This is a genomic window from Microcoleus sp. AS-A8 (assembly GCA_039962225.1).
Classification (GTDB): Bacteria; Cyanobacteriota; Cyanobacteriia; order Cyanobacteriales; family Coleofasciculaceae; genus Allocoleopsis.
Genome location: JAMPKV010000009.1, coordinates 35,458 through 60,137, shown reverse-complemented (window position 1 = coordinate 60,137; position 24,680 = coordinate 35,458). Strand labels below are relative to the sequence as shown.

The window sequence follows — 24,680 nt, the reverse complement described above, 5'->3', positions numbered from 1 at the left end:
CCGATGAATATCCCAGTGACATCCTGCCAGCCCTACCCTACCAGGACACCGGAGTTTAAGGGAGAATCAAGGCTCCCGGACATCAGCTAATTAGGTGGGAAAAAGTCAACAAAAATATAAACTTTTGTAAAATAAACGACCATTTCGGCTGGCTTAAGATTGAGTTTGTTTACAATTTACTACACATATGTAGATATTTATTTCACTTTAATTAATATAGATATGATGTTGAATAAATGTGATTTCCGTCACTCACATTAAACATAGCGATGCTAACTCCAAAGGGAGTGAACCTAGAAAAAGGAATACACGGCATGAGGTTCAACCCAAAAATCTGAGGAACTCAGGGGAAAGGTAAAATCTTGTGTGAGATGAGAGTGAGTAGCATTTTGATTGAATAGCTGCAAAAGTACCGTGGGAAATACGGAAACTAACGCTTAAGGAGGAGATTAAAACGGCTCGACATCAGAATTAAAGACCTTAAGTAAGCAAGCTGAAAGAGGCCGTCTCAGCCCAAGAATCCCAGGCATCGAAGCGCCTGGTAGTGTCAAAAGTAACCCCTTGAACTATCTGATTCAAGCTTGGCAATGCATCCTCCCCTTTCAAAACAGCCTCAGCCGGAGCCTGAAAACAAATATCCAGATTGCTTATATATGGAGTTGGCCGGAACTGTGGTTCAACCCAACAACCCAGAGCATCCAGCATTTTGGACAACCTCAACCCAGAGGCAACCGATTGACCTGTACTTGACCATCTACTTTAACGAGCAGTGGGAATCCCTGGACAAGGGACGCGTTAAGTTTGGCCTAAAAGGTGGAGAACTCAGACTCAAACTGGAAAACAGTGAAATTCCCTATGAGTCTCGTGAGTTAGTCGGCTCCCTTGAATTGAAAAACTCCCCAAAAAAGCAAGAGCGCGACAGGAGTCAGGAGCGAAAGAGTACGTTGGGACAGGCAATTGCGCCAAGGGCGGCGGCAAAACCAATCACCATTATCTCTAACTTCAACGGTAATAAACCTCAAGCTCAGATAAATTTTGGTACACAGCCAAAGCCGTCTCCACCTGAAGCTTCCGTTACAGTTTGCCACGTAACAACTAAAGTGAGCGAGGAAAATCCTGTCTGGATTTTTGAAGAAGAAATTGGTGAACCTGTATTAAAAGGGGTACTCAATCAGGTCAAACTTGCCACTGTTAATGTACTTGCCTTGCCTTGTCGCATAGAAGCAAGGTTTGAAGTTTCCAAGCGAGATGTGTGTCTAACGGATGCTGAAGGATTATGGCCGCCAGACATTAGTCGGAATAAAAGGGCAGTGTTAGACAGACTCATTATCCAGCGTTTGCTGGAACCCAAATTAAAGCCCTATCTGAGTCGAGCGGAGTTGCATTATGAGTGATGACCAATCTCGACTGGATCTGCAAATCCTGATCCAGCGAATTGTAGAAACAGAAACAGACAATCTGGAGCAACTCGCAACCCTGGCGGGTCTCAATCTTGCTGAAGATTTTGCCGAAGCTGACTTGAGCGGTACTGATTTGAGTCAAGCCGATCTGATTGAGGCTGATTTTAGAGGTTGCAACCTGAGGGGAGCTGATCTTAGAGGTGCTCATCTCCAAGGTGCTGACCTCAGGGGGACGGATCTTAGGGGTGCTCATCTTGACAATGCCAACCTTAGAGGTGCCAACCTTAGAGGTGCCAACCTTAAGGGCGCTGACCTCAAGAGTACTCAGTTACACACTGCGAACCTGAGCGATACCAACCTCAGCGAAACGATACTTTGTAGTGCCAATCTCAGAGGTGCCGACCTGAGGGGGGCCGATATCAGGGATGCTAACCTTCAAGGGGTGAGCTTAAGCGATGCCAAACTCCGGGGAGCCAACTTGGGTCGTGTGAACCTGAGCCATGCCAACCTTAAAGGAGCCTATCTGAGGCGTGCCTACCTTGGCGGTGCTGATCTTAGAGGTGCCGAGATCGATGGGGCAGATCTCACCGAAGCCGACCTGAGCGAAGCCAAGCTAAATTGTGCCAAATTAAGGGGAACGAACCTTAAGGCGGCTAATTTGAGTCTTGCCGATTTGAGTGATGTCAACCTCATCCGTGCCAACCTGAGTAGTGCCGACCTTATGCGCGCCAACCTCAGGGATGCGGACTTAATCCGTACCAACCTGAGCGGTGCGGATCTCAGGGGTGCCGACTTGAGTCTTGCCGACTTGAGCCTTGCCAACCTCTGCCTTGCTAACTTAGGCAGTGCCAACTTGATTCGTGCCAACCTGAGCATTGCTGAATTGTGTGGTGCTAACCTCAGCGATGCCAACCTCAGCGAGGCAGACTTGAGGGGGGCGGATGTCGAGAATGCTCAGTTTGCTAGGAATTTAGGAATTTCTGCTCAGACACAACGTGTCTTGCTGCGGCGGGGGGCAATTTTTGAAGATTCAACGAGTGAGCGATCGGAAGTTCTAGCGCCTCATTAAAAATTAGAAGATACGGGAACATGGAGCTATTAGATTGAGTCTCAAACTCTGAAGTTGAAAATCTCTGGGTTTCGGTTAGGATTCATATTGAATCTGTTAGTATCGGAATATTATTTTTTTAACACAGAGGGATACCGAGGAAGGCGCAGAGGAACGCAGAGTTTTTAAAGGACAATTCCTGTTGATTGTTATTGCTTAGGAATTGGTATCAGTTAGCAAAAATAATAGACTAAGGACAACTCACTGGAGAGAGTGCATCTTCCACCGGACTGAAGATTAAACTTGAGTTCCCTATAAAAGACGTAACCTGAAACAAAAAGGAATTTTGGCCTTCAATGGGGGAGGAAAAAATCAGGCTATCAGTCTATCTCGAACTTAGGTATATAGGAAGTTAAAAATTTTAAGAGTAAAGGTGGCTGATGTTGGAAGCAAATAGGAAAATTCAAAAACCAATTTGGGCTAATTTAGTCGTTTTTGTCTTGTTACTACTCGTTAGCGGATTAACTCTTTCTGGTTGCCAAAAAATCTTTCCAGGGGGTAAAACCACTGAGAATACAACCCAAAAGAAGCCTACCCAGGTTGAGCAGCAAAAATCTAATAAACAACTCAAAAAAAAGCAGCCTGCTAAGTCTAATCAAAAGACAAACCCGGATGAGGATACCCAGAATGATGACGATCCGGAATAACTGCTGCTCTTTTTAGCGTCTCGTGCTACCCTCCTGATTATGGAGACTCTACAGCATAACAGTACGCTTGCAACAACCCTGCGAGAGCGCCGTCAACGCCTCGCTAAAGTGATCGATTTCCCCGCTATTCTCTGGTCGGGGCAGCGCAGTTCACGCAATTTTCCGGCCAATCTTTACCCGTTTCGGGCGAGCAGCCACTTCCTTTATTTTGCGGGTCTACCGCTAGAAAATGCGGCAATTTTCCTGCATGGTGGAAAGCTAGAACTGTTTATGGACGAGGCACCTCCAAGCAGTGCTCTCTGGCATGGGGAGATGCCCAAGCGAGAGGAAATCGCTCAAGAGATTGGGGCTGATGCGGCCTTTCCTCTGTCAGAACTGCCATCACGGGGCACAGAGGCGGCGACGATTGCCGTTCAAGATGCCATCACTTATGGGCAACAAACTCAAATCTTAAATCGATCCGTAGCACTAGCCGATGCGGCTCAAGGGATTGACTTGGAGTTAGCCCGTGCGATCGCATTTTTGCGATTTTGTCATGATGCAGGTGCTCTCTCCCAACTACGACAAGCCGCCGCCGTCACCGTAGAAGCTCATCAAGCGGGAATGAGGGCAACCCCGACGGCCAAGTTAGAAGCCGAAGTCAGGGGTGCGATGGAACAGGTAATTCTGGCTCACAACATGACAGATGCCTATGGTGGCATTGTCACGGTTCATGGTGAAGTATTACATAATGAGCAGTATCACCATCCCTTGCAACCGGGAGATTTGCTACTGGCTGATGTTGGGGCTGAAACATCGATGGGCTGGGCGTCTGATGTAACGCGCACTTGGCCTGTTACAGGAAAGTTTTCCTCCACTCAACGCGACCTCTACGATATTGTTTTGGCAGCCCATGATGCCTGTATCGACAAAATTCGCCCAGGAATCGAATATTTAGACATCCATCTGTTGGCGGCATCGGTGATTGCCCAAGGCTTGGTGGATTTAGGCATTCTGCAAGGGCAGGTGTCAGATTTGGTCGAAATGGATGCTCATGCCCTGTTTTTTCCTCACGGTGTGGGTCATCTGCTGGGCTTGGATGTCCATGATATGGAAGATTTGGGAGATTTAGCGGGTTATGAAGAAGGAAGAGTGCGAAGTTCGCGCTTCGGCTTATGCTACCTGCGACTCAATCGACCCTTAAAAGCGGGAATGCTGGTCACGATTGAACCAGGGTTCTATCAAGTCCCGGCAATTTTGCATGACCAACAACTACGCTCAAAATATCAGGAGGTGGTCAATTGGGAGCGTCTTGCCCAGTTTAACGATATTCGAGGCATTCGCATTGAAGATGATGTTTTGGTCACTGAGGAGGGTAGCGAAGTACTCACAGCCGCTTTGCCAACTCATGCGGATGCGATCGAGGAATTAGTCCAGTAAAGGATGAAGTCTAAAATTTTCTTCACCCTTCATAAGCTAATCGGCATTTAAATTGCATTATCGAGGAGGTAAGGCAGAGGGCAGAAGGCAGAAGGAATAAGAGTTTTTATCTCATCACCAAGGTATGCAATTTAGATGCATCTCAGCTTACTTCTTGATTATTGTTGTCGAATCTGGCTTTTAACCCAGCGTCGAAAGGAGCTAACTAGCTCTAAATAGTCCACGACTCCAGCCTGAAGCAGAAAATGGTCAACTTTGTCTATATACAAAGTTGGAAAACTAAGACTTTGCTGGGATGGAACATAGGTCTTATTTTGCAGCTTGTAGAGGGTCAGAAATATGCCGTCGTAGCGCCAGATTTCCGGAACACCGATATGGGCAAAAACTTCTAAGCGGCTTTTGGCACTACTGGTGATATCGATTTCGATCGCCAAATCAGGTGGCGGATCTTGAGTCAGGTCAATTTTCCTTTTGCCTTTAACCGCACTTTGATTCTGAATGTAAAAACATTCATCCGGTTCTAGACCCATAGTCAGGTCTGAACGGTTGAACGTCATGGAACCCAGAGGATAGATACTAATCCTCAGTTCTTCAGCGATGGTTTCGACAAAGCGACTAGCTAACTTTTTGTAAAGCTCATGCTCTGGTGAGGGAGCCATGATTTCGAGGATGCCACGATTGTAAGTAAGGCGTAATCGACGTTCGCTCAGTTCCGCTAACAACGTTTGATAGGTCTGCCAACTAATACCCGATAGCTGGATACATTGTTCTGGTTGCCTGAGCATGTTGCTGGTCATACCCTTATTTTCGGCGATGTGGGATCACGTCGTTATGCGGGTTCACATCCTCTAATCTCAAAATTGCTCCTCCCACGGTCACGCTAGCGTCACACCGAGCTGCGCTAATGCTACAACCGTGGGATACTCTATTCTACGTCCTGCTTGCCCTACTAGGGTTTCCTCAGCCGCGTAGAGACTAAACCTAGGTTTGTTAATCTTCAAACTCGTCTATCATTCCAGGACTGATCAGGGTAATGTCAAACTCATCAAGTGGCCCCGTTGGATTGATAGTTTGTCTGAGCAGGTAATATTTGGCACTCACCTGCGGACCAAACACAATCTCGTCCTCATTTTCAAGATCGTGGGCTTGGAGTTTGCGACCATTAATCAAAAGTCCGTTGGCACTGGGTTTCCCTTTGAGATTGCCATCCACAATCTGATAGTAGTGACCGCCATCTTCGCGCTGCCGTCGCACCAAAGTCGCGTGATGGCGAGAGACAAACTGAGAGAATAGACGGATATCAGAACTGGGGTCTCTGCCGATAGAATATACGGCCTCTTCTAAGGGAAATTCTCTACGTCCCTTCTCGTCTTCAATAATCAATAAATGGTTTTGATTGGGTTGTGTAGGCATCGAAGAATAATAAATAGTTGAAAAACGCTCACTGGGAGATTACTCAAAGATTACCCCTTGTTGCTTCTGTTGAAGTGAGAAGCTTCAACAGGAGTTCTCTTCCATTCCCTGAACAAGCCTTTAGGGTAATCATTCTCAGGCTCTGGCAACGGTGTTGCGGGGAGAGGATGTAGCATGGTTAAGATGGGAATTAGGGGTTCAGAGATTGCTTTCGCTACAAAGCTAGGCTAGCACGAGGCTTCAAGCGGTTGCCTAGGTATATGGGTGTAATGCCTCACCCTGACCTATTCCTAAATTCTTTCTAAGTTAGACACAGCAAAACTGGAATTAACCTGAGGGAAGAGATAAGTTAGCAGCCTAAGAGAATGCGCTCAGGCTTCGGTTGCTATGCTACGCGCTCCCCCTAGTTCATACCAGGACAGGTTTTGTTTTCCGTACCATCGCTGTAGCTTATGTATTTTCCCCTGCTCACCCGTTGCCCATGTTGATCAAGTCAAAATGATTCAGGGGATTAGGGGGCGTACTGTGCTGCTCTGGAATGCTTTTGGTTTCACTGGCGTTTGCTAATCTTCCGACCCACATAAATGTAGTCTGGGATGTTCTCTCTATTAGTTTGAATGGCTGAGCAGGAGAATGTGAGCGCGACCTGTGTTCCCTGTTTGGTCAGACCGACCACTTCTACCTCCCGCGAAAATTCTTGGGCTAAAAAATATTGTTGACTGGCTTCTAATAATAGATTGTATTCAATGATCAGCTTAGAAAGTTGCGTGCCAATCAATTCCTCTTTGCTATACCCAAATAAGTTGTTAGCCGATTGATTGACCATTTTAATAATTCCTGATCGGGTCGTTACCAATAAAGCATTAGCCAGAGATTGGAGGATTTTATTTAAATATTCATTGGAAGAATCCCAAGCCTCTAACAAAAGGGTGACTTCATTCGATCTTTGAACGAATTTTTGTTCCAAAACCATTCTGTCAGTAACGTTTTCAATAAAAATAACTAACCGATTCCCTAAATCTTGTATATTTTGAGGTTTAAGTACATAAAGATCCAGATACAATGAGTGGCCTTGTGGGGAGAAGCGTCCAATACCTTTTAACTCAAAACTATCCTTTCGCCCTTCCAGGATAGCAAGGAGAATATCTTCGACTCCAACCAGTTCTGGAAAGCCGAGACAGACAGGTTTTGTCGGTTTAACTTCCTGAGGACAATCGGCAAACTTCTTGACTCCTAAGGATGTCTCTAAAATATTCAACTCCCGATCCACAACCAAATATTCAATTTGGCGAAGAGATAATAGTTGCTGCAAGAGAGAATTCATTCGGATTAGAGCATTTGGTAGGCTAGTTTTTGGAAAATTTCATCAACGCATAAACCTGTCTTAGCTGAAGTTGAATAGGTGGCTATTATTTTATCGGGAGCCTTCATCGCAATACTTTCTAAATATTTTTTTCGAGTTTCTTCATCTATTAAGTCTGATTTGTTTAAAGCAACGATGACAAAACCCTTAGGGTTAACCGATAAAAAGCATTGGATATGATCGGAAATATGATCGATAGTTACCTGACGGTTAATATCTGCAACAACCACTGCACTACTAGCGCCCTGCAAATATGTAGGAGTCACTGCCTTAAATTTAGTATTTCCTTCTAAATCCCAGATTAGAAGTTGTATATTCACCTGTTTTTTCTGTTCAAATAATTGGCATTCAACCGTCTTTCTAGAAATTTTCACACCGACTGTGGAAAGATATTGATCACTAAATTGACGATCTACAAAACGGCGAATCAAGCTGGTCTTACCTACACTAAAATCGCCCAACATGCAGATTTTTTTTGATATTGTTGAAGTCATCGTAATTGCTCATTTCGGCTCGAGGAGAAACCTCTTGCTGCTATGCCTATAACAGCAAACAATTGCAAGTCTTCGCCAGGATACTCACGCTGTAAAACTGCGAAAAATAAAGCGTGTCCTCAGTCCTAGGGAAAACCTAGAATAACATTACCATGTAATATCTAACACTTCCTTGTGCAGAGAACAGGATGTCTGGTGGGGGGTTGAAGAATCAGGGATTTAATGAGCATAGGCATGAGTGTGTACCATGAGTTACACGCCATCGCCTCTGTTATGGATCTTCAACAAGGAGTCACCACCTGCGAACAATCGCCTGTCCTATCTTCAAAAATGGCTCCTCGTTGGATCAAATCCCGCCTCATTGCTTCTGTAATCCCCAAATTGTAAGCAAAAACGGTCTGGTTCACATCCGCAAGGGTCAGATTAGCAAGGCTGAGATTAGCCAGCTTAAAATCAGCACCACACAAATTAGCATTACTCAGGTTGGCACGGTTCAGGTTAGTGCTGCGGAGATTGGCACCATGGAGTTTAACGCCACTGAGATTGACACGGCTCATATTTGCGCCATTCAGGTTAGTGTTACGGAGATTGGCACGAGTTAGATTGGCCTTAAGCAGGTTAGCACCACTCAAATCTGCTTCACTCAGGTCGGCACCACTGAAATCAGCTCCGATTAGGTTAGCATCCCTTAAGTTGATACGGTTAAGGGTAGCGCTAATCAGAGTGGCACCCCTTAAGTCAGCCTCGTTCAGGTTGGCATCCCTCAGATTGGCACTGATGATCTTGGTATGAATTAGACTGGCATCTCTCAGGTCAGTATGGCTGAGGTTAGCGCCACTTAAGTCAGATCCGTTCAGCTTAGCATCCCTGAGATTGGCATTACTCAAGTTAACGCTGCTTAAGTTAGCCCCGATTAAGTTGACATTGATCAAGTTGCTACTGATTAAGCTCGCACCACTGAGATTCGCACCCCACAGATTGGCATCTCTGAAGTTGGCACCTCTGAGGTTAGCACCGCTTAGATTAGCATCCCTCAAATTAGCACCGCCCAAGTCGGCACCGCTCAAGTCGGCACCGCTCAAGTCCGAATGCTTAAGATCTGCACGATTGAGATTAGCACGGCTCAGATTGGTACCACTCAAATCGGCGCGGCTCAGGTTAGCGCCGCTCAATTTATCCCCACTCAAATCTTCACCGCTCAGATCAACGCCCACAAAATCTTCGCAAAGATTGACACCAGCAATTTGTGCTAATCGGGATAAGTCTTCTGTTCTCGCTCCCATAATTTGCTGGGTCAGGTGGTGAAATTGCAAAGCAAATGCTTCCTTAGTCATATCGCAGTTCGTATCGACTCAGATAGGACTTTAATTTTCGCTTGAGTAAGCGACGAACGAGCGCTCTTTCGAGAACTACCCTCTTCTTTTTACTGAGCGTGTGGGGTAACAGACCTGTAGCATCTGTGATACGTATATCTTGTAGCGATACAGAAAAAAAGGCTTCCACACGGCAGGGCTTGGCTGTTACCTTCAACGTTCCCAATAAGGTAGGCTGGAGTGAGCCTTGTAAAATACAATGATTCTGCTCTGCAAAGACAGCCCAGGTTAAGTTTTCCTGTGAACCCTGAGTGCTGACCTGAGAAATAGACAAGGGGTTTTGCTCTGCTTTTTCAGCTATTTTCTGGGTACCAAGACCCCCCTTGATTGCAGGTTTTTTCTCTTTTACAGAGACGGTTACACAGCTTTGTTCGTCACTGCCTTCCTGGTTTTGTCTTCCTTGTTGTCCAGACAGTTCAAAAGCTCCATTCAGTCCTGGGGATGCCAGGGAAATTACCCCATTTTCTACCCTTAACTGGAGTTCTCCCCCGGTTAGACCAAACTTAAGGCGAGCAAAGGGTAACGGCTGTTCCTGTTCCTTAAATTTTAGAGTCAAGTACAGTTTGATTTGGTCTGTTTGAGCCGATTGACGCTTGAGGTTGAAAATGCCCTGCTTTTCTGCTTGAACAAGTTTTCCTTCCAACTTGATGGATACGCAGGTTGGACATTTGTCCTCAGACAGAGTCTGAGAGGATGAGGGGAGAGATTGTGGCATTGCCAAACTGCTATCAGTCCTCAGGGGAATGACTATAAAGTTATCATGACTCTGAAACTATTTCCTCTTCCTAGATTGACTTTTTGTTTAACCTAACCTAGTACAAGAAAAATTTCCGAGGTCATTGGGATGTATTCCAAACCCAAAATTCAGCGTAAGGCAACCCAAAGCTGTAACTGGTCGATTGATCAACTACCGGGATTAAGCCCCCAGGATCACACCAAACTCAAAGGATTGGGCATTACAACCACTGGGCAACTCTTACAAACAGCGAACACTCCGCAACTCAGGCAATCACTGGCTAATCAGCTACAAATCAAGACTCAGTATGTGAACAAGTGGGTTGCCCTGGCTGATTTGGCTCGTATACCAGGGATTGGTTACCAATACTGCGGACTCGTACTCCATGCCGGTGTCTGTTCCGTGCATCAACTGGCTCAGACTCCTATCCACCGATTGCATCAACAAATTTTACGTCTGCAAGTGACCATGATGCAGCGCAAAGACCTCTGTCCTCATGTAGACCAAGTAGCATCTTGGATTAAGCAAGCGCGTGATTTAGCTCAAAAGCATGAAGTATAACCATAAATTGTATACTTCATGCCTTTGAGCCTTCATCGGTTCCTAATCTTTGGTTAACACGCCATTAAGGAAAATATCTGCAATCCCTTCTGCCATTTCTTGCATCTGTTTGGGGGATGCTCCTGGCTCCATAATCGTCTCATGACTGAAACCTGCAACGGCAAACATTCCCAAAAAGACCTGCGCGACTATTTTGGGGTTGACACGTCGATAAATGCCTCGATCCATTGCGGTTTGGAAAAAGGCTTCAGCAACATCTGTCATTTTAATAATCACTTCTGACTGAATGCGATCGCGCAACTCCGGATGAAACTGCGCCTCCATGAAGCAAACCTTCATCATATCGGCATTCTCATGCATTCGCATCATCCGCCGCCGCATCACCTGTGCCACCGCTTTATAGCTACCCATTTCGCTGAGTTCTGTCAGCAAATCGGTAAGAATTTCTATCCAGCCTTGAGTGGCTACCTCAATTAAGATTGCCTTTTTGTTCTCAAAATGGCGAAATAGGGTACCTTCTGCTACTCCTGCTGCACTTGCTAAGTCACGGGTTGTTGTACCGTCATACCCCCGCTTCGCAAATAAATGCTGTGCCGCTTGGAGGATGCGCTGCCTTGTCTCTGTTTCTGACTGAGGAGGCCGATTTAAAATTCGCATTTGAAGTCCCAACAAAAGCTGTAGCGCTATTGTCCAACAGGATAGCTAATAATTGACAAAAGTTTTATAGTTTCTCACAAATTCCTCTGAGTCAAACCAGCTAACCAGGTAGGATATGCAAAAGAGCGATCGCATTCTAACGTTGGCCCTCGATAAGTTTGGCTGACTTGGCTGACTTTCGCCTCAAAGCGATCCACGGCTTGCGCCGCCTTACGGCTATCACGTGTGTGACGCTCTGGTATGACCATTTCCAAGGCTATACTCCACCAGACATCATTCGTAACACTCAGTTGGGTGAGTTCGTAAGTCATGCCTTGATAGTGGCGCTGCGATCGCATCTTTTTCACCCCAACCCACGCTTTTTCCCCAACAACATCAGCTGGCATCATGCTCTGTTGATCGGAGTCCTGACAAACCCACTTCAGCCATTTTTCGGCTTTCCCCTGCCAACAGTCGCCAAATCTTAAAATCCCCACTTCTGCCTTACGCCACTTCACTTCCAAACTTCCCTGGCGCAGTTTGATATTGAGATAATCGCACTCTGGTGTGTATAAATACAGGTCTTCCCGTTCTTCTGGCGAACCCAAGAGTTCACCGGGACAATCCACATTAAACCAGTGTTCCACCTCATTTGTTGGTGTACCGCGAACAAACCAACGCAATTCTAGAGTTGTGAGCATTAACGACTATGGAGTGCGAACGACATTGTACAAGGGTATTATCTGATCCAATTCTCTTCGTCTTCTCCATGCCTGATCTTGCCTGGATTTTCATTTATCCCATCAAGTCCTTAGATGGTGTTGCCGTCACCCAAGCCAGGGTGCTCAAAAGTGGTGCTCTGCAATATGACCGAGAGTTTGCCATTGTTGACGAGCAAGGGCGATTCGTCAATAGCAAGCGTAATCCTAAAGTTCACTTACTGCGATCATCTTTTGACCTCGATGCTCGGACTGTTTCCCTACAAATCCAAGGTACAGAGCAAGCGCAAGTTTTTCACCTCGATGACGAACGAACGGCACTAGAAGCGTGGTTGAGTCACTATTTCGGCAAAACTGTAAAGTTACAACAGAACATTTTTCAAGGGTTTCCTGACGATACCAACGCTCCTGGGCCAACTGTAATTAGTACCGCCACGATAGAAACAGTAGCAGGTTGGTTTTCTGAAATCAGCACAGATGAAATGCGACGACGCCTACGAGCCAATGTTGAAATTGCCAATGTTCCGCCTTTTTGGGAAGACCAATTATTTGGCGAAGCGGATAAGATCATTCAGTTTCAAATCGGCTCGGTTCGGTTTGAAGGCATCAATCCTTGTCAGCGTTGTGTCGTACCCACACGAGATTCAATCACGGGCGAAGCCTCTCCAGAGTTTCAAAAAATCTTTGTCGCCAAACGTCAAGAAAGCTTACCTTCATGGGTAGCCGCCTCTCGCTTCAATCACTTCTACCGCCTCAGTGTCAACACACGCATACCAGAATCCCAAGCCGAACAGATTTTACAGGTAGGAAATGAAGTCAAGATTCAAGGTACAGTAAAAGCCTAATCAGGATATGTGGAAAACTCGACTGAAACGCAAGTGATATAACGTATGGCTTCAGCCGCAGAAAATAAAGACCAGCAACATCCTCAACAGAAGAACGACCAAGAAATTGTTGAGCGTCTCTTACGAGAAGAACCTAGTGAACGCCATTATGCAGAACTCGCCCGATTACGGATTCGCTATTGTAGTTTTCCAGGTGCGAGAGAGATTCAACAAAACTTGGACGCTATTCTCCAACGTTGGCAGATGACGGAAGAACAGCTATTTGAGTTGACCCGTCAGATCCATGCAACGGGTCAAGTTTACAAACGTGGTAACAACTCACAAGGGCAAGATGATTGGAGTTAGAAACCAAGCTTCTAGTTCGGCGGACGCTCACCTTTAATCTCAGCTAATGGCTGGGAGGTGGCTTGAGGTAAAGGCAGCTTCTTCGGTGCTGGGGGAAATAGGGGGGGTAAATCCTTCTGGCTATTGAGCGGCATAGTGGGAGCTGCTAGCTCAACGTTAGGTTGGGATTGTGTATTTTCCGCAGCTTTGGAAGTCGCGCTGTCGGCAGTTGCGTTAATCGCGGTACTGACGGGTTCGATGGTCTGAGCCACCTGGACTTGCTGTTGCAATTGCTCTGTGGAGGAAACCAGTTTACCCAACCCATTCACTAACTGTCTCAGATTGTCGCGAAAGGCTGGATCACCGGTTAAATCATCTAAATCCGACGTAATTTTTTGGGCATTTTCAAACGTTGCCCGTGCTGAGTCCAGAGTTTGTTGCAAGAGGACTACGCTATTGGGATTATTCAGGGATGTGGAAATGTCTCGCAGATTAGCGGACGCGGTTGCTGCATTGGCGGAGAGGGTGTCTAAATTCTTCAGCAGTCCCCCGACGTTAATCTCACCCGCGGTGGTGTTAAGCTTACCAGCCGCTGAGCTGAGCTGGGCTGATATAGGTGTGAAGCCAGCTACAAGTCCACGCAGTTGATCGCTGGTTTGACGGACGCTATCTAATGTTCCGACCAAACCAGCTCGATTTGTAGCCACCAAATTATTGGCGGTAGCAACCAGTTGTGTCAATTCGCCAGCGGTCACGCTATATTGATTGGCTGTGTTACTTAAGCTATCCGCCGTGTTCCCAAAGCGATTCGCCGCAACACCAACTTGAGCCATGGTTTGATTCGCTGTGCGAGAAAGGGTATTGGTAGCCGTCGAGAAGCTACCTAATTCTTGTCGAGCAGAACGAGACAAAAGAGTCAATTCGTTGGTCAGTTGCGTGACACTGGTTGCAGCAACCGCAGCGTTTTGAGTTAGAGTTTGGACGTTACCAAAAAACTTGGGGTCGGTATAAACTTCAGCGAGGCGAATGGTGTTGCGTAGCAGTTCCTCAAAACTGACACCAATCCGACCCTGGAGACGATCGTTGTCACAAATTACTAGAGTGGAATTGCATTGACGACTCCGAGGATTGATTGACTCTGCTCCCACTGGTAGCGTTGTTCGGGGCGTGATGTCAATTGAGGCTTCGCCAACTAAACCGGCTTGATTGGCTTCAATGACCACATCTTTAGGGATTAACAACTCAGGGTTCGTAATTTCAACAGTGGCATTAACGCCATTGGTTTCCGGTGCAATCTCCGTGATTCTCCCTACCTTAACACCGCGATAGCGTACCATCGCACCCGTTTTCATGCCAGCAACATTGGCAAATTTCACGCTGAACTGGTAGTTACGATCGCCAAATGTTTGGTCTCGTATCCATAGTACTAAACCAACAAATACAGCAAGTCCTACCAGGATTAACAATCCAACAGAGCCTTCTCGAACTGTTCGCGATCGCATAATTTTTCTTCCTTCGCTATTAGCTGTTAACTGTTAGCTTTCTGCCCTCTACCTCTTACCCAGAACCAATACTGAATTACAAATAACAGCTAACCGCCTGTGAACTGATCGCTATTCACTATATAGGTATCCTACCCAATTGCCTGAATGGGTCCAGTGATACTAGCACTAAAAAATTGTCGTACTAGAGGATTATCCGTCGTATCAATCTCGTTAACCTTACCTTGCCACTGTATCTTGCCTCTGTAGAGAAACACAACCCGGTCAGTCGTGCGGCGAATCGTACTGTCTTGGTGAGTTACCATGACGTAGGAACCGCAACCCTCATCGGCAAACTGGAGTTGACGGACTAAATCCTCAATCACGGTGGAAGCGATCGGGTCAAGACCAGCCGTTGGCTCATCATAGAGTAAAACTTGCGGGTTGTCCTTGGCATTATCGGGGTTAGCCATGATGGCACGAGCAAAGCTGACGCGCTTGCGCATCCCTCCGGATAACTCAGATGGGTAGCGGTTGCCGATACCTGGTAAACCGACCTTCTCCAGGCTGCGAGCAACCAATTCCCGAATCCGCTTGCGCGGTAATTTTGAGTGCTGGTAAAGCAAGAAACCGACATTTTCTTCCACCGTCAACGAGTCGAACAACGCCGCCTGTTGAAACACCATGCCAATACCAATGGGGTCTTGGGCATCCTCGATTAAACCTTGGCGCTGTTGCCCTGCCACATAAATTTCCCCAGTCTCAACGGGAGTGAGACCCGCAATAATTCGCAGAATGGTTGATTTTCCGGTACCAGAAGGACCAATAATCCCCAGCGCCTCGCCCCGATAAATGGTCAAGTCAACATGATCCAGGATGATATTATCACCAAAAGACTTGCTAACTCCCTTTAGTTCAATCAGGGGTTCTGTCATCGAAATTCCTGGGTTAGAAACTGCTCACTAAAGCTCCGCGTCCTTTTAGGACGGCTTTACAAATCAATTTGCTATGCGCCACGAGTTGTAAGACAAAAACTTGCAATCCATAGGCACTGCGTTTTGAGTTAGCCGCTTGCCAGTATTCAAACTGTGCAAGCTAATTGTTTTCCGGCCTGGATCTTTCTTTGTTGGAGACAATGCCCAGCCGCCAACGTAACAGAACCCGTATTTAGGATGTTTAACGATTGAGCCACGCTTGAATCCAGCACTAATGGTTCCACCATATCGAGAACGTATGTGTCCAGGAGCATGTTGTAAACGGTGCAATTGTCTACGATGGAACTCTAGTGGGACAACCTCAATCAGTTTGATATTGTCTGATTCGGTGTGTCCTCCCACATACCAATTAGCTAGCACCCAAGAATCAACACAATGCGCTTCAAACTTATTTGACAGCTTCTGCTTGGACTTATGAAGTCCTAAACTTTGTCGCAGCTCGTAAGTATCGTTTCCAGATTTAGTCTCAAGATGAGCAATTTTTCTGAGTTCAGAATAGAACCAGTGCTTGCCTACCTCTAGGGGACTGAACGAAACATTCCACTTACGTCCGTTCTTCCATGTGCAGGCTTTAATGTCCTCCACAACAAAAGCCGATACAGGAAACATCTTGGTTAGCCAGTTAACTATCCTTAGCTTCCACTGCCATCGTGCTTTGGTAGATGGAGGAATGCGGGTTTTATTGACTAATCTGTTAGCTCGGTTTTGACGACAGGGGGTATTGCGAAAGCGTCTTGCTCGTCGCATATTTCGTCTCACCTCAACATGGTCTTTCACCCAGTCAACAGCATGGGTTTGCACATTGAGGTAAGTGTGAGCTTGAGATTTGACTGTAAATGCTTCTCGCTTTGAACCTGGGTCAATTCCTACCGCTATTGGCTGACGATTTGTGTTAGAAGGTTCTACGTTGAGTCGAACACAAAACACTCCTTTCTTCCAGAACGGTGTTGCTTTACCTAACTTAATCCAACGCTTTGCACGGCTTGGAGTAGTCGGCATTAACGGTCTGTTTTCACTGTTTACAACGGGAACAAACATTGACGATAAGTCCTATTGCTAGGTATATATTTCCCTTCGCCGCTGACCCCAGAGGGGTTAAAAACTAGGGAGGCATTCTTAACGTCTTGCGGGATACCACTCCCAGGTAGTTCAGCAATTGGCTAGACACTGTTTTAGTCCTGAATTAAGAAGGTGGTGAGTCTTCCTCTTTCAAGCCTCCGCGCTCTACTCCGGAGGTCAGTGACGTCGAGTTGCAGGCTAATACGTTGAAGGTTAACAGATTATTGGTTAATAGATTAACAAGTTGCAGGTTAGAACGTTTAACCTGCCAACGTTCCAACCTGCCAACGTTCCAACCTGCGTTGAATTAACGAACTCCATTGGCTGTAGCGGCTGAATTTTCCGCTGACGACGCCTCCAAGCCAAAAACGCGGCTAAAGACTTTTTCTACTTTGTAACCGGAGTCAATGGATTCGAGTGGGTCTTTGCGTAGACGGTGACGCAGACATAAGGTGATCACACGGCGGATATCATCAACGGTGACTTCGTTGCGTCCTTCCAAGGCCGCCAGTGCTTTGGCAGCACGATTGGTCACAATATCACCTCTAAGTCCATCTACATCGAGTTCTGAGCAGACTTGAGAAATTTTTACCCGCAAGTCGTAGTCTAGCTCGACTTGAGGCAGTAGCTGTTGAGCGGCAACAAGCTTTTGCTGCATGGCTTCTTGCTCAGGCTGATACTGCTCCATGAATGCCTGGGGATTTTGGTCAAATGCAGCCCGTTGTTCCACAATCTCGACACGCAAGGCTGGCTCTTTGACGGTGCGGATTTCTGCGTGCATCCCAAAGCGATCAAGGAGTTGGGGTCGCAGTTCGCCTTCTTCGGGGTTGCCGGAACCGACGAGAACAAAGCGGGCTGGGTGGCGAATGGAGATGCCTTCTCGTTCAACGGTGTTCCAACCACTGGCGGCGGAGTCTAGGAGGACATCGACTAAGTGGTCGTCTAATAGGTTGACTTCGTCTACATAGAGGATGCCACGATTGGCTTTGGCAAGCAGTCCGGGTTCAAAGGCTTTCACGCCTTCGGATAAGGCTTTTTCAATATCAATGGTGCCGCAGACTCGGTCTTCGGTTGCGCCTAAGGGGAGGTCAACCATCGGGACTTTTTTCTTGACAATTGAGGGATTTTGTGATGAGGTATTATCACTTATCCCGTCAGGGTCGTTGGGGTCGCTGTTGAAGGGGTCGTCGGCGATTACGTCAATTTCTGGTAATAGGTCAGCCAACGCCCGAATGGTGGTGGATTTGCCGGTGCCGCGATCGCCCATGATCATGACTCCGCCAACTTTGGGGTCAATCACATTCAGCAGTAGCGCCAGTTTCATTTCTTCCTGACCCACAATGGCAGTGAATGGAAAAACCATGCGGCGAGCGGTCATTGGTGCTGGGGCAGTTGGACTCACTTCAATTACCTGATAGTTAATCTTTTCTTTACGCTTATCATTTTGCCACAAAGCGATCGCTGAGCTTTGAGTTATTGATTGTGGGGGCTGGAATGACGATATAGCCGGTGGTGCTGTCGCCGAGTACCCAGTTGCGATCGCTTCCCCAGTACCACCAGTGGGCGGCGACATAGGCGCAGATCAGGCTATCGAGTTGGTCTTCGATCGCTTTGAGGGCGATTCCGGTGGGAAGAAACGAACCACAGAGGCGCAGAGGGCAGGGAGAGGGGAGGGTTAGGGAGGGGGTGAGGGTGGGTAGGATGGTGAGGATGTATTGGTGGAGTTTGAGGAGTTCGGAGTGGCGATCGCTGAGTTTGCCTTTTTTGTATTTTAGGATGCGGGTGAGTCCGAATAGATGGACGATCGCAGGATGGGGATAGACTTCGATTTGGTAGCGTCCTGGAATTTGGGGGGTAATGATGGGGGCGTGGACAAATCCTCGTGCTTCTAGGATTAGACCAAATTCGATGGTGTGTTGGGCAAAGGGGCGTCCGAGATTGGCGGGGTAGCAACCGGCGTGATAGTGGCGGAAGTGCTGGTGGGTGAGTTTGTCGGGTAGACGCATCCCTGTGGTGTTGGGAATGAGGGTGGGGGCATCGACGGCAATCATGGCGGGTTCGCTGGGTGCCGTCCATTTGTCTACCCAATTTAAGATGTCTGTGGTTGTTTGCTGTCGGTCTAAATCTAGTAGATGTAGGCTGCCATCTGACCATTCTAGGCAACATAGACCACTTGCTCCAGATGTCCAGCCGAGGTCAATTCCTAAAAATTTCATCACTGATATTGCAACCTCAATTCACGGATAAAAGATTTCAGATTTCCGTAAATTTACGGAAGCATTATATATTGCCGTTCCTGATTATTGTTTTTAATCGACGTAGTTACAATAACTTGAGGGATTAGTTTGTAAATCTTTTATCTTATCACTCAAATTACTGAGAATTATCAACATGTCAGCAAAAAATAAAGCCAAACCTAATGATTCAGGGGTTAACGAACAGCAATCCAAGATTCGCTTGCTGCTTGCCTTGTGGGACATGGGCAGAGAAGGGCACGAAGTCAAGAAGAGTGAATTAATTAAGCGAATTCTACAGACAAAGGAGAAGGCTGGAGACTATCAGGTTTTTTTTGAACAATTAGAAAAAGAGGGGGCGATCGCGAGTGCCACAAAAAACAGATCGGTCAAGCTTTCCCTGACGGATAAGGGTTTGCACATGCTAGACGCTGGGCTGAAAAGCCCTGATTTTGAGTCTAACGCCAAGCAAGTTAGAGCAAAAGATTTCAATACTTTGCTCAAGTGGATTCGTCATATGGATGGTGCTGTGAGTACGTCAAATGGTCAAGCGAAACCAACAGCCACTGCGATCGCATCTTACGACGAGTTTAAGCCTATGGCGTTGGATGTCTACGACCAACTTAATCAGGACTACAACCTGGATAGCTTGGTACCGATTTATCGAATCCGGCGGGCAATTGGCGATCGCGTCACTCGCTCTCAGTTCAATGAGTGGCTGCTGGAGATGCAAGCTGATGATATTTTGCAGCTACTCGAAGGCAGCGTGGAAGACAGTGCCCCAGACAAGCTTGAAGATTCTATCACAACCAAAGTGAGTGGGTTACGCTGCTATGCCAAGCGTCTAACCCCATAAACTAACTCATTCAAACTGTTCCCATACTCTTTTACTTTTCTACTGTTTAACTCTCACACGACTTATGAATAGCGTACCTTCTGCCATTACAGATCTCAACCATGCCATCAAGAGTGAAAACCCATTTGACAGGCCATTGGTAGTCAGAAGCCATGATGTTTGGGAACAGAGTTTTCCTGATGTACCTTCCATAAATGCTCATGCCTCTAACGGTGTTTTTCAGGCAATCGAACAAATTCGTGCCAGACAACTTTCAGTTCTCGGTATCACGATCAAAGCTGAGAGAGGACTAGGAAAAAGCCACCTGCTCAGCCGAATTCGTCGCCAGCTTAAGGTTGAGGGTGGGTCTTTTTTTGTCTACATGAGTGAGTATGGCGATTTAAATCGAATTAATTCTAAGTTTCTAGATACTTTGGCATCCAGCCTTAAACAGACTGGTAATCAAGGTGTTATGCAGTGGCAAGAGTTAGCTACTGCTTTAGTAAATGAGGCAATCAAGAAAGAGTATACGCCTCAGCAATTAATTAGCCGATTTCCTGGAGCATTAGCTCAAAATCCCAAATTGGTTGATAATTTGACAGCCAAGGTACTTCAACTCAAGTCGAATATTGAAAATCCTTATTTAATTCAGGCTCTCCTATGGACACTTTCTCCAGATAAAGTATCCTTCGCAATCAACTGGCTATCTGGAAGAGATTTAGCACAGTCACAAGCTGACGCAATGGGATTACCAAGTCAGAGTCAAGAAGATAAAGAAGCTGAAGCATTGCAGATTATCTGCCAAATTTTAGACTTAATTGGTGACTACAGAACGCTGGTAATCTGCTTTGATGAGCTAGAGAGTATAGATTGTAATGAGCGAGGTTTTACAAGGGCGCAGGTTGCGGCTCTTTTAGCAAAAGACCTGTACGGCAAAATCAAGCGTGGCATTTTAATGATGGCTATGTATCCTCTAACTTGGACAAACCAAATCAGAGCCGTGCCAGAGGCACAAGCCGTTACTGATAGGATTGGTAATAAAACCTTTGATTTAAGTCCTCTCAATGCTGATGGTGTTGTGGCTGTTGTTTCTCAATGGTTAAAAGAGTTTTATGAGAAAAAGGGTTTGACTCCACCTACTCCTGTTTATCCCTTTAATGAAGGTGAGTTGAGAGAGCTTGGCAAAGAAAAGCCAATTATAAGGGCAGTTTTGAACTGGTGTGCAGAGAACTGGAAAGTAGGCAAGGGTGATGCTCCACTAAAAGATCCACTACATAAAGTTGGAATTGCCTTTAACAAGGAGTTGGCTGCACTGGAGAAGTCAATCGATGACTATTTAGAGGATAATGCTACGCTGGCTGATGCTCTGCGTCTAGGTTTCCTCACACTAGCAGGAGAGACTATAGAACGAGTGCAAGTTGAACGTATTGAGGATATTCAAGCTAAAAGTGCAGACAAAGGCTACCTCCACTTCAGAATTGTTGGCAAAGAAGATGGAAAAGTCGTCAAGATAGTAGTAGCAGTTGTTCAAAATTCTGGTGCAAAGTTTGTAAGTGCTACCTTGAAGCGATTGATTGACTACCAAAAATTTGATATGACTCGCGGTTGCTTAGTTCGTACTAAGGCAGTTAATCCCAAGACAAAAGGACAAGAGTATTTAGATCAACTTTTGTCTAAAAAGTTAGGCGGAGAATGGGTAATGTTGAGAAGTGAAGACATCAAGCCACTTTTAGCGATTCGAGCTGTTAGCAATGCGCCGGAAGATTTTGAGGTGAGTGAAGAGCAAATAAAGGCTTTTGTCAGTCGTGAAAAGATAGTGTTCGACAACAATCTTATCCATGAGATATTGAGCGATCCATCTGGTCAACTTCCAGAGGGAGTAGTTGATGAGGAGATTACTAGCCCAGTGCCAGAAGAAGAAACAATCAACAACATAAGCAGCTCAATACCAGATTTACCTGAAATAGATGATTTTGAGGTGGCAATAGATGATTTACTCAAGAAACTGAGTCTATGACTAATTTAGTTTCAATTCCAACGGCTCTGTGTCTACCTGCTCCAGATATTGAGGCTTTAGTGCAAGGTCGTATGGTTGCAGTTATGCCTCGGACGTTTATCAATCCAGGACAGCAATTTGTCCTTCATCCATGCGATGTCTCAACTAATTTACTACCAGTTGAGCAGTACTATCGCTCAAATTTTTTGCCCATTGCTCAAACAACTCTTGCCCAGTTAGGTTCCGAAACAGTTTCAATAAAAGTTTGGGCTAGATGCGAATTGTGCCAAAGCATAGGTGATACTGACGTTTTACCTGCCTTGTCGCGATTAACCGTCTGGACAACAGAATGCTTACAGGAGGTACTTCGGCAAAGACATCATATATTCCTAGCTTACTTGCGCGTCTACCAACTACCTCAGCCGATTGAGGTGGCGGTAAATCTCAACAGTCAGGAAAAGATAGGAAAGTTTGTTGGTTTGCTTAATTCCCTAACTGTTACTCAATCTTTGCCAGTATTGAGCGATCGCATCTTCACCCAACGCCGCCGCCAGCTAGAAAACCTAGAGCCACCTTTACATCCTGAGTTGGAAGAGTTGGAGAGTGCGATCGCACAGTTAGCTCTTAGTAATCCAGCCGCTGAAAGCTTGAATCACCATATCCAGAAATTTTTAGGGTGGGCGACTAATCAACCTAACACGCTCCCAGAAGACTTGGCTTGGATATATACCATCAATGATTTAGGCACTGCTACTATTGGCGGCAATTACGAAAAAGGGACAGCATTTGAACAAATCGTTCATAAAAGTCTAGCTTTTCTCGGCTTTGGCGTTGACCCTACAGCAAAAGGGGGTGCTGGTGGCATGGACTTATACTGTACAACGCCTTATCCACTAGTTGGAGAGTGCAAAGCAGGTAAAAGTATTCCTGATTCGACAGTTGAGCAGTTGGACAGGATTGGCAAAAGGCATCTCGGTAAAGAAGACTATGACATTGCTGTCAAGTTGATTATTGGTCCCGGTGAACCGACCAAATATCTTAAAGAATCGGCTGATGTATCAATTATCAGTATTATCAATCCTATGACTCTCCAGAAGTTAGTAGAATTACAAGCCAAGTATCCAGGTTCAGTCAACCTCATTGAACTTAAGACTTATCTAGGAGCTGGACAAACTGACCCTAGAATTGATGAATATATTGAGAAAGTTCAGAACAACATTAAGCTGCGATCGCACATTGTTCAAGCCGTGAAGCAGCTTGGCGAACCAGGAAGTGGACACCTAACAGTTGAAATTCGCGTTCAATACAATGCTGTTTTTGCCAAGGATTTAAGCTCTAAGCTAGACGATTTTAAAGTGTACAATTTACTAATTGAGCTTTCCTCACCTTTAACAGGTTACTTGGGACGAAAAGAGGGAACTGATTGGAAGAGCGATCGCTTCTACTTCCTCCGTAACTTGCAAGTTGAGTGACGAGCAGATTGAAGAAATGCAAATCGCAATTAGAGACTTTACTAAAACTTTATTTGATTTAACTAGAGATTAATCAAACCTTTCTCCAGGGTTGATGAACGATTGATAGCCTGTTCAAGCGTTCAATTATGGAAGGCATAATGGCTTTATCACGCCGCCAATTTTTCACCCTAGCAGGTGCGGGAGCCGCAACTGCTGTTCTTGCATCCCCCTTAAAGGCACTTTATGCCCAACAAGCGAATGGTCAATTAGTCCGTGGAGGAGGTTATGGAGCGCTTGTACCTGACCCTAAAGGCTTATTAGATTTACCACAAGGATTTCAATATCGAGCCTTCTCTCGCACAGGCGACATTATGAGCGATGGCAATCCAGTGCCAGCCGATCATGATGGGATGGCGGCTTTTCCGGGTGCCAACAACACAGTAATTCTTGTCCGAAATCACGAACTTGCTCCCACTGAAACTAACAAGCCAGGATTAATTGCACCCGCAAACAAGCAGTATGACTCCAATAATCGAGGTGGCACCACTACCCTAATCATTGGACCCAATCGCGAATTAATTAGCCACTATGCATCATTAGCAGGTACCAATCGCAACTGTGCTGGTGGACCCACCCCTTGGGGTTCATGGATTAGCTGTGAAGAAACCACTGAGACTCCAACCTCGCACCCAATCAATTTAAAGCCTCACGGCTATAACTTTGAAGTTCCAGCTAATGCACCAGGACTTGTAGACCCTGTCCCCCTCATAGCAATGGGTCGCTTCAACCACGAAGCCATTGCTGTAGACCCCAAAACAGGGATTGTCTATCAGACAGAAGACAGAGGAGATGGACTTTTTTATCGCTTTATTCCCAATCAGGCTGGAAACCTCCAAGCCGGGGGTATTCTTCAAGCATTAAAGATTCAGGGCAAGCCTGGGGTAGACACCAGTAATAAATCTACCGCCACTATCCCTGTGGGTCAGCCGATGGCGGCAGAGTGGGTCACCATCGACAATCCCAATCCTGCCACAGATACCGTGCGGGTTCAAGGCTACGGTAAGGGAGCGGCCCGGTTTACACGCGGAGAAGGGATATGGTACGGCAAGGGTGAATTTTACTTTACCTGCACAAATGGTGGTTCTGCTGGCGCAGGTCAGGTCTGGCGCTACGTTCCCGGTCAAACGGCTCAACAGGGTGGCACTATCGAACTATTTGTCGAACCCAACAACGCGGAGATATTAGATGCACCAGATAACATTGTCATAGCTCCTACTGCTGATCTAATTCTTTGTGAAGATGGCCCGAATAACCAATATGTAGTCGGGGTAACTCCAAACGGTCAACTCTATCAGTTTGCGCGTAACGCGCTTAATAGCAGTGAATTCTGTGGAGCCTGCTTCTCACCCAGCGGTCAAACAATGTTTGTCAATATTCAAGACCCTGGCATTACCTTTGCTATCTGGGGGCCTTGGCCGTCAAAAGTCGGCTAGTGTTGCCTTGAAAGCAGCATTAGTCTGGAAAAAATTCAAGACTTTTTAGGTAACATCCTAGTACAAGAAGGCAGAAGGCAGGAGGCAGAAGGAAA

At 46.2% G+C, this 24,680-nt stretch carries 24 protein-coding genes; 11 read left to right on the top strand and 13 right to left on the bottom strand.

The features are described from left to right. Positions 1-587: 587 nt before the first annotated feature. The 4 genes from NDI48_15805 (at position 588) to NDI48_15790 (ending at position 4,574) form a co-directional block, all read left to right on the top strand. Positions 588-1,394: a hypothetical protein gene (locus NDI48_15805; protein ID MEP0832639.1), complete on the top strand. Its 807-nt coding sequence runs from the start codon at positions 588-590 to the stop codon at positions 1,392-1,394. Then, a complete protein-coding gene (locus tag NDI48_15800) occupies positions 1,387-2,469 on the top strand; it encodes a pentapeptide repeat-containing protein (protein ID MEP0832638.1) in 1,083 nt (360 codons plus the stop codon). The genes NDI48_15805 and NDI48_15800 overlap by 8 nt, the downstream gene beginning before the upstream one ends. A 419-nt stretch (positions 2,470-2,888) precedes the next feature. Next, entirely contained in the window at positions 2,889-3,155 is a 267-nt protein-coding gene (locus tag NDI48_15795) for a hypothetical protein (protein ID MEP0832637.1), read from the top strand. A 39-nt stretch (positions 3,156-3,194) separates the two neighbouring features. Further along, positions 3,195-4,574, top strand: coding sequence for an aminopeptidase P family protein (locus NDI48_15790; GenBank protein ID MEP0832636.1), 1,380 nt, complete (start codon positions 3,195-3,197; stop codon positions 4,572-4,574). A gap of 158 nt (positions 4,575-4,732) precedes the next feature. Here the strand turns inward: NDI48_15790 and NDI48_15785 are convergent, their stop codons facing one another. From NDI48_15785 to NDI48_15760, 6 genes are all read right to left on the bottom strand, one after another. Then, positions 4,733-5,359, bottom strand: a complete 627-nt coding sequence (locus tag NDI48_15785) for a Uma2 family endonuclease (GenBank protein MEP0832635.1) — start codon at positions 5,357-5,359, stop codon at positions 4,733-4,735. Between the two features lie 205 nt (positions 5,360-5,564). Beyond that, the gene (locus NDI48_15780) at positions 5,565-5,987 is read right to left on the bottom strand and encodes an FHA domain-containing protein (GenBank protein ID MEP0832634.1); all 423 of its coding nucleotides are present in this window, start codon (positions 5,985-5,987) and stop codon (positions 5,565-5,567) included. A gap of 550 nt (positions 5,988-6,537) precedes the next feature. Next, positions 6,538-7,311, bottom strand: coding sequence for a PAS domain S-box protein (locus NDI48_15775; protein ID MEP0832633.1), 774 nt, complete (start codon positions 7,309-7,311; stop codon positions 6,538-6,540). Positions 7,312-7,316: 5 nt separating this feature from the next. Then, positions 7,317-7,844 (bottom strand): GTP-binding protein, encoded by a 528-nt coding sequence (locus NDI48_15770; protein MEP0832632.1) that lies wholly within the window; start codon positions 7,842-7,844, stop codon positions 7,317-7,319. A 281-nt stretch (positions 7,845-8,125) separates the two neighbouring features. Beyond that, entirely contained in the window at positions 8,126-9,178 is a 1,053-nt protein-coding gene (locus tag NDI48_15765; protein MEP0832631.1) for a pentapeptide repeat-containing protein, read from the bottom strand. Next, positions 9,171-9,932, bottom strand: a complete 762-nt coding sequence (locus NDI48_15760) for a hypothetical protein (GenBank protein ID MEP0832630.1) — start codon at positions 9,930-9,932, stop codon at positions 9,171-9,173. The genes NDI48_15765 and NDI48_15760 overlap by 8 nt, the downstream gene beginning before the upstream one ends. Positions 9,933-10,061: 129 nt before the next feature. On the opposite strand from NDI48_15760, the gene NDI48_15755 reads away from it, so the two are divergent. After that, the gene (locus tag NDI48_15755) at positions 10,062-10,514 is read left to right on the top strand and encodes a DUF4332 domain-containing protein (protein MEP0832629.1); all 453 of its coding nucleotides are present in this window, start codon (positions 10,062-10,064) and stop codon (positions 10,512-10,514) included. 42 nt (positions 10,515-10,556) lie between these two features. On the opposite strand, the gene NDI48_15750 is transcribed toward NDI48_15755, so the two are convergent. After that, positions 10,557-11,171, bottom strand: a complete 615-nt coding sequence (locus NDI48_15750) for a TetR/AcrR family transcriptional regulator (protein MEP0832628.1) — start codon at positions 11,169-11,171, stop codon at positions 10,557-10,559. A gap of 74 nt (positions 11,172-11,245) precedes the next feature. Continuing rightward, complete coding sequence (locus NDI48_15745; protein ID MEP0832627.1) at positions 11,246-11,851, bottom strand: hypothetical protein; 606 nt, start codon at positions 11,849-11,851, stop codon at positions 11,246-11,248. 68 nt (positions 11,852-11,919) lie between these two features. Between NDI48_15745 and NDI48_15740 the strand changes: the two genes are divergently transcribed. Together NDI48_15740 and NDI48_15735 are read left to right on the top strand one after the other, a co-directional pair. Next, positions 11,920-12,714 carry an MOSC N-terminal beta barrel domain-containing protein gene (locus NDI48_15740; protein MEP0832626.1) on the top strand — a complete coding sequence of 265 codons (795 nt, stop codon included), beginning with the start codon at positions 11,920-11,922 and terminating at the stop codon, positions 12,712-12,714. Between the two features lie 45 nt (positions 12,715-12,759). Then, positions 12,760-13,059, top strand: coding sequence for a DUF3288 family protein (locus NDI48_15735; GenBank protein MEP0832625.1), 300 nt, complete (start codon positions 12,760-12,762; stop codon positions 13,057-13,059). 11 nt (positions 13,060-13,070) lie between these two features. Here the strand turns inward: NDI48_15735 and NDI48_15730 are convergent, their stop codons facing one another. From NDI48_15730 to NDI48_15710, 5 genes are all read right to left on the bottom strand, one after another. Then, the gene (locus tag NDI48_15730) at positions 13,071-14,540 is read right to left on the bottom strand and encodes an MlaD family protein (protein ID MEP0832624.1); all 1,470 of its coding nucleotides are present in this window, start codon (positions 14,538-14,540) and stop codon (positions 13,071-13,073) included. 131 nt (positions 14,541-14,671) lie between these two features. After that, complete coding sequence (locus tag NDI48_15725; protein MEP0832623.1) at positions 14,672-15,454, bottom strand: ATP-binding cassette domain-containing protein; 783 nt, start codon at positions 15,452-15,454, stop codon at positions 14,672-14,674. A 63-nt stretch (positions 15,455-15,517) separates the two neighbouring features. Then, complete coding sequence (locus NDI48_15720) at positions 15,518-16,513, bottom strand: RRXRR domain-containing protein (protein MEP0832622.1); 996 nt, start codon at positions 16,511-16,513, stop codon at positions 15,518-15,520. A gap of 367 nt (positions 16,514-16,880) precedes the next feature. Next, positions 16,881-17,951, bottom strand: coding sequence for a magnesium chelatase ATPase subunit I (gene bchI / locus NDI48_15715; protein MEP0832621.1), 1,071 nt, complete (start codon positions 17,949-17,951; stop codon positions 16,881-16,883). 61 nt (positions 17,952-18,012) lie between these two features. Then, positions 18,013-18,789 (bottom strand): DUF429 domain-containing protein, encoded by a 777-nt coding sequence (locus NDI48_15710; GenBank protein ID MEP0832620.1) that lies wholly within the window; start codon positions 18,787-18,789, stop codon positions 18,013-18,015. Between the two features lie 175 nt (positions 18,790-18,964). On the opposite strand from NDI48_15710, the gene NDI48_15705 reads away from it, so the two are divergent. The 4 genes from NDI48_15705 (at position 18,965) to NDI48_15690 (ending at position 24,585) form a co-directional block, all read left to right on the top strand. After that, positions 18,965-19,663, top strand: coding sequence for a hypothetical protein (locus tag NDI48_15705; protein ID MEP0832619.1), 699 nt, complete (start codon positions 18,965-18,967; stop codon positions 19,661-19,663). Positions 19,664-19,727: 64 nt separating this feature from the next. Further along, positions 19,728-21,659, top strand: coding sequence for a hypothetical protein (locus NDI48_15700; protein ID MEP0832618.1), 1,932 nt, complete (start codon positions 19,728-19,730; stop codon positions 21,657-21,659). After that, on the top strand, positions 21,656-23,110 hold the full coding sequence (locus NDI48_15695) for a DUF1802 family protein (GenBank protein MEP0832617.1): 1,455 nt from the start codon (positions 21,656-21,658) through the stop codon (positions 23,108-23,110). Before NDI48_15700 ends, NDI48_15695 begins: the two co-directional genes overlap by 4 nt. A 140-nt stretch (positions 23,111-23,250) precedes the next feature. Continuing rightward, positions 23,251-24,585 carry a PhoX family protein gene (locus tag NDI48_15690; GenBank protein MEP0832616.1) on the top strand — a complete coding sequence of 445 codons (1,335 nt, stop codon included), beginning with the start codon at positions 23,251-23,253 and terminating at the stop codon, positions 24,583-24,585. The last annotated feature ends 95 nt before the right edge of the window (positions 24,586-24,680 follow it).

Excerpts from the sequence above, each read along its gene's own strand:
- NDI48_15795 (MEP0832637.1), top strand. The coding sequence starts at position 2,889 with ATGTTGGAAGCAAATAGGAAAATTCAAAAACCAATTTGGGCTAATTTA.
- NDI48_15765 (MEP0832631.1), bottom strand. The coding sequence starts at position 9,178 with ATGACTAAGGAAGCATTTGCTTTGCAATTTCACCACCTGACCCAGCAA.
- NDI48_15780 (MEP0832634.1), bottom strand. The coding sequence starts at position 5,987 with ATGCCTACACAACCCAATCAAAACCATTTATTGATTATTGAAGACGAG.
- NDI48_15705 (MEP0832619.1), top strand. The coding sequence starts at position 18,965 with ATGTCAGCAAAAAATAAAGCCAAACCTAATGATTCAGGGGTTAACGAA.
- NDI48_15730 (MEP0832624.1), bottom strand. The coding sequence starts at position 14,540 with ATGCGATCGCGAACAGTTCGAGAAGGCTCTGTTGGATTGTTAATCCTG.
- NDI48_15720 (MEP0832622.1), bottom strand. The coding sequence starts at position 16,513 with ATGCCGACTACTCCAAGCCGTGCAAAGCGTTGGATTAAGTTAGGTAAA.
- NDI48_15755 (MEP0832629.1), top strand. The coding sequence starts at position 10,062 with ATGTATTCCAAACCCAAAATTCAGCGTAAGGCAACCCAAAGCTGTAAC.
- NDI48_15725 (MEP0832623.1), bottom strand. The coding sequence starts at position 15,454 with ATGACAGAACCCCTGATTGAACTAAAGGGAGTTAGCAAGTCTTTTGGT.
- NDI48_15800 (MEP0832638.1), top strand. The coding sequence starts at position 1,387 with ATGAGTGATGACCAATCTCGACTGGATCTGCAAATCCTGATCCAGCGA.
- NDI48_15710 (MEP0832620.1), bottom strand. The coding sequence starts at position 18,789 with ATGAAATTTTTAGGAATTGACCTCGGCTGGACATCTGGAGCAAGTGGT.
- NDI48_15750 (MEP0832628.1), bottom strand. The coding sequence starts at position 11,171 with ATGCGAATTTTAAATCGGCCTCCTCAGTCAGAAACAGAGACAAGGCAG.
- NDI48_15745 (MEP0832627.1), bottom strand. The coding sequence starts at position 11,851 with ATGCTCACAACTCTAGAATTGCGTTGGTTTGTTCGCGGTACACCAACA.
- NDI48_15760 (MEP0832630.1), bottom strand. The coding sequence starts at position 9,932 with ATGCCACAATCTCTCCCCTCATCCTCTCAGACTCTGTCTGAGGACAAA.
- NDI48_15805 (MEP0832639.1), top strand. The coding sequence starts at position 588 with ATGCATCCTCCCCTTTCAAAACAGCCTCAGCCGGAGCCTGAAAACAAA.
- NDI48_15690 (MEP0832616.1), top strand. The coding sequence starts at position 23,251 with ATGGCTTTATCACGCCGCCAATTTTTCACCCTAGCAGGTGCGGGAGCC.
- NDI48_15695 (MEP0832617.1), top strand. The coding sequence starts at position 21,656 with ATGACTAATTTAGTTTCAATTCCAACGGCTCTGTGTCTACCTGCTCCA.
- bchI (MEP0832621.1), bottom strand. The coding sequence starts at position 17,951 with ATGACCGCTCGCCGCATGGTTTTTCCATTCACTGCCATTGTGGGTCAG.
- NDI48_15740 (MEP0832626.1), top strand. The coding sequence starts at position 11,920 with ATGCCTGATCTTGCCTGGATTTTCATTTATCCCATCAAGTCCTTAGAT.
- NDI48_15775 (MEP0832633.1), bottom strand. The coding sequence starts at position 7,311 with ATGAATTCTCTCTTGCAGCAACTATTATCTCTTCGCCAAATTGAATAT.
- NDI48_15790 (MEP0832636.1), top strand. The coding sequence starts at position 3,195 with ATGGAGACTCTACAGCATAACAGTACGCTTGCAACAACCCTGCGAGAG.
- NDI48_15770 (MEP0832632.1), bottom strand. The coding sequence starts at position 7,844 with ATGACTTCAACAATATCAAAAAAAATCTGCATGTTGGGCGATTTTAGT.
- NDI48_15700 (MEP0832618.1), top strand. The coding sequence starts at position 19,728 with ATGAATAGCGTACCTTCTGCCATTACAGATCTCAACCATGCCATCAAG.
- NDI48_15785 (MEP0832635.1), bottom strand. The coding sequence starts at position 5,359 with ATGCTCAGGCAACCAGAACAATGTATCCAGCTATCGGGTATTAGTTGG.
- NDI48_15735 (MEP0832625.1), top strand. The coding sequence starts at position 12,760 with ATGGCTTCAGCCGCAGAAAATAAAGACCAGCAACATCCTCAACAGAAG.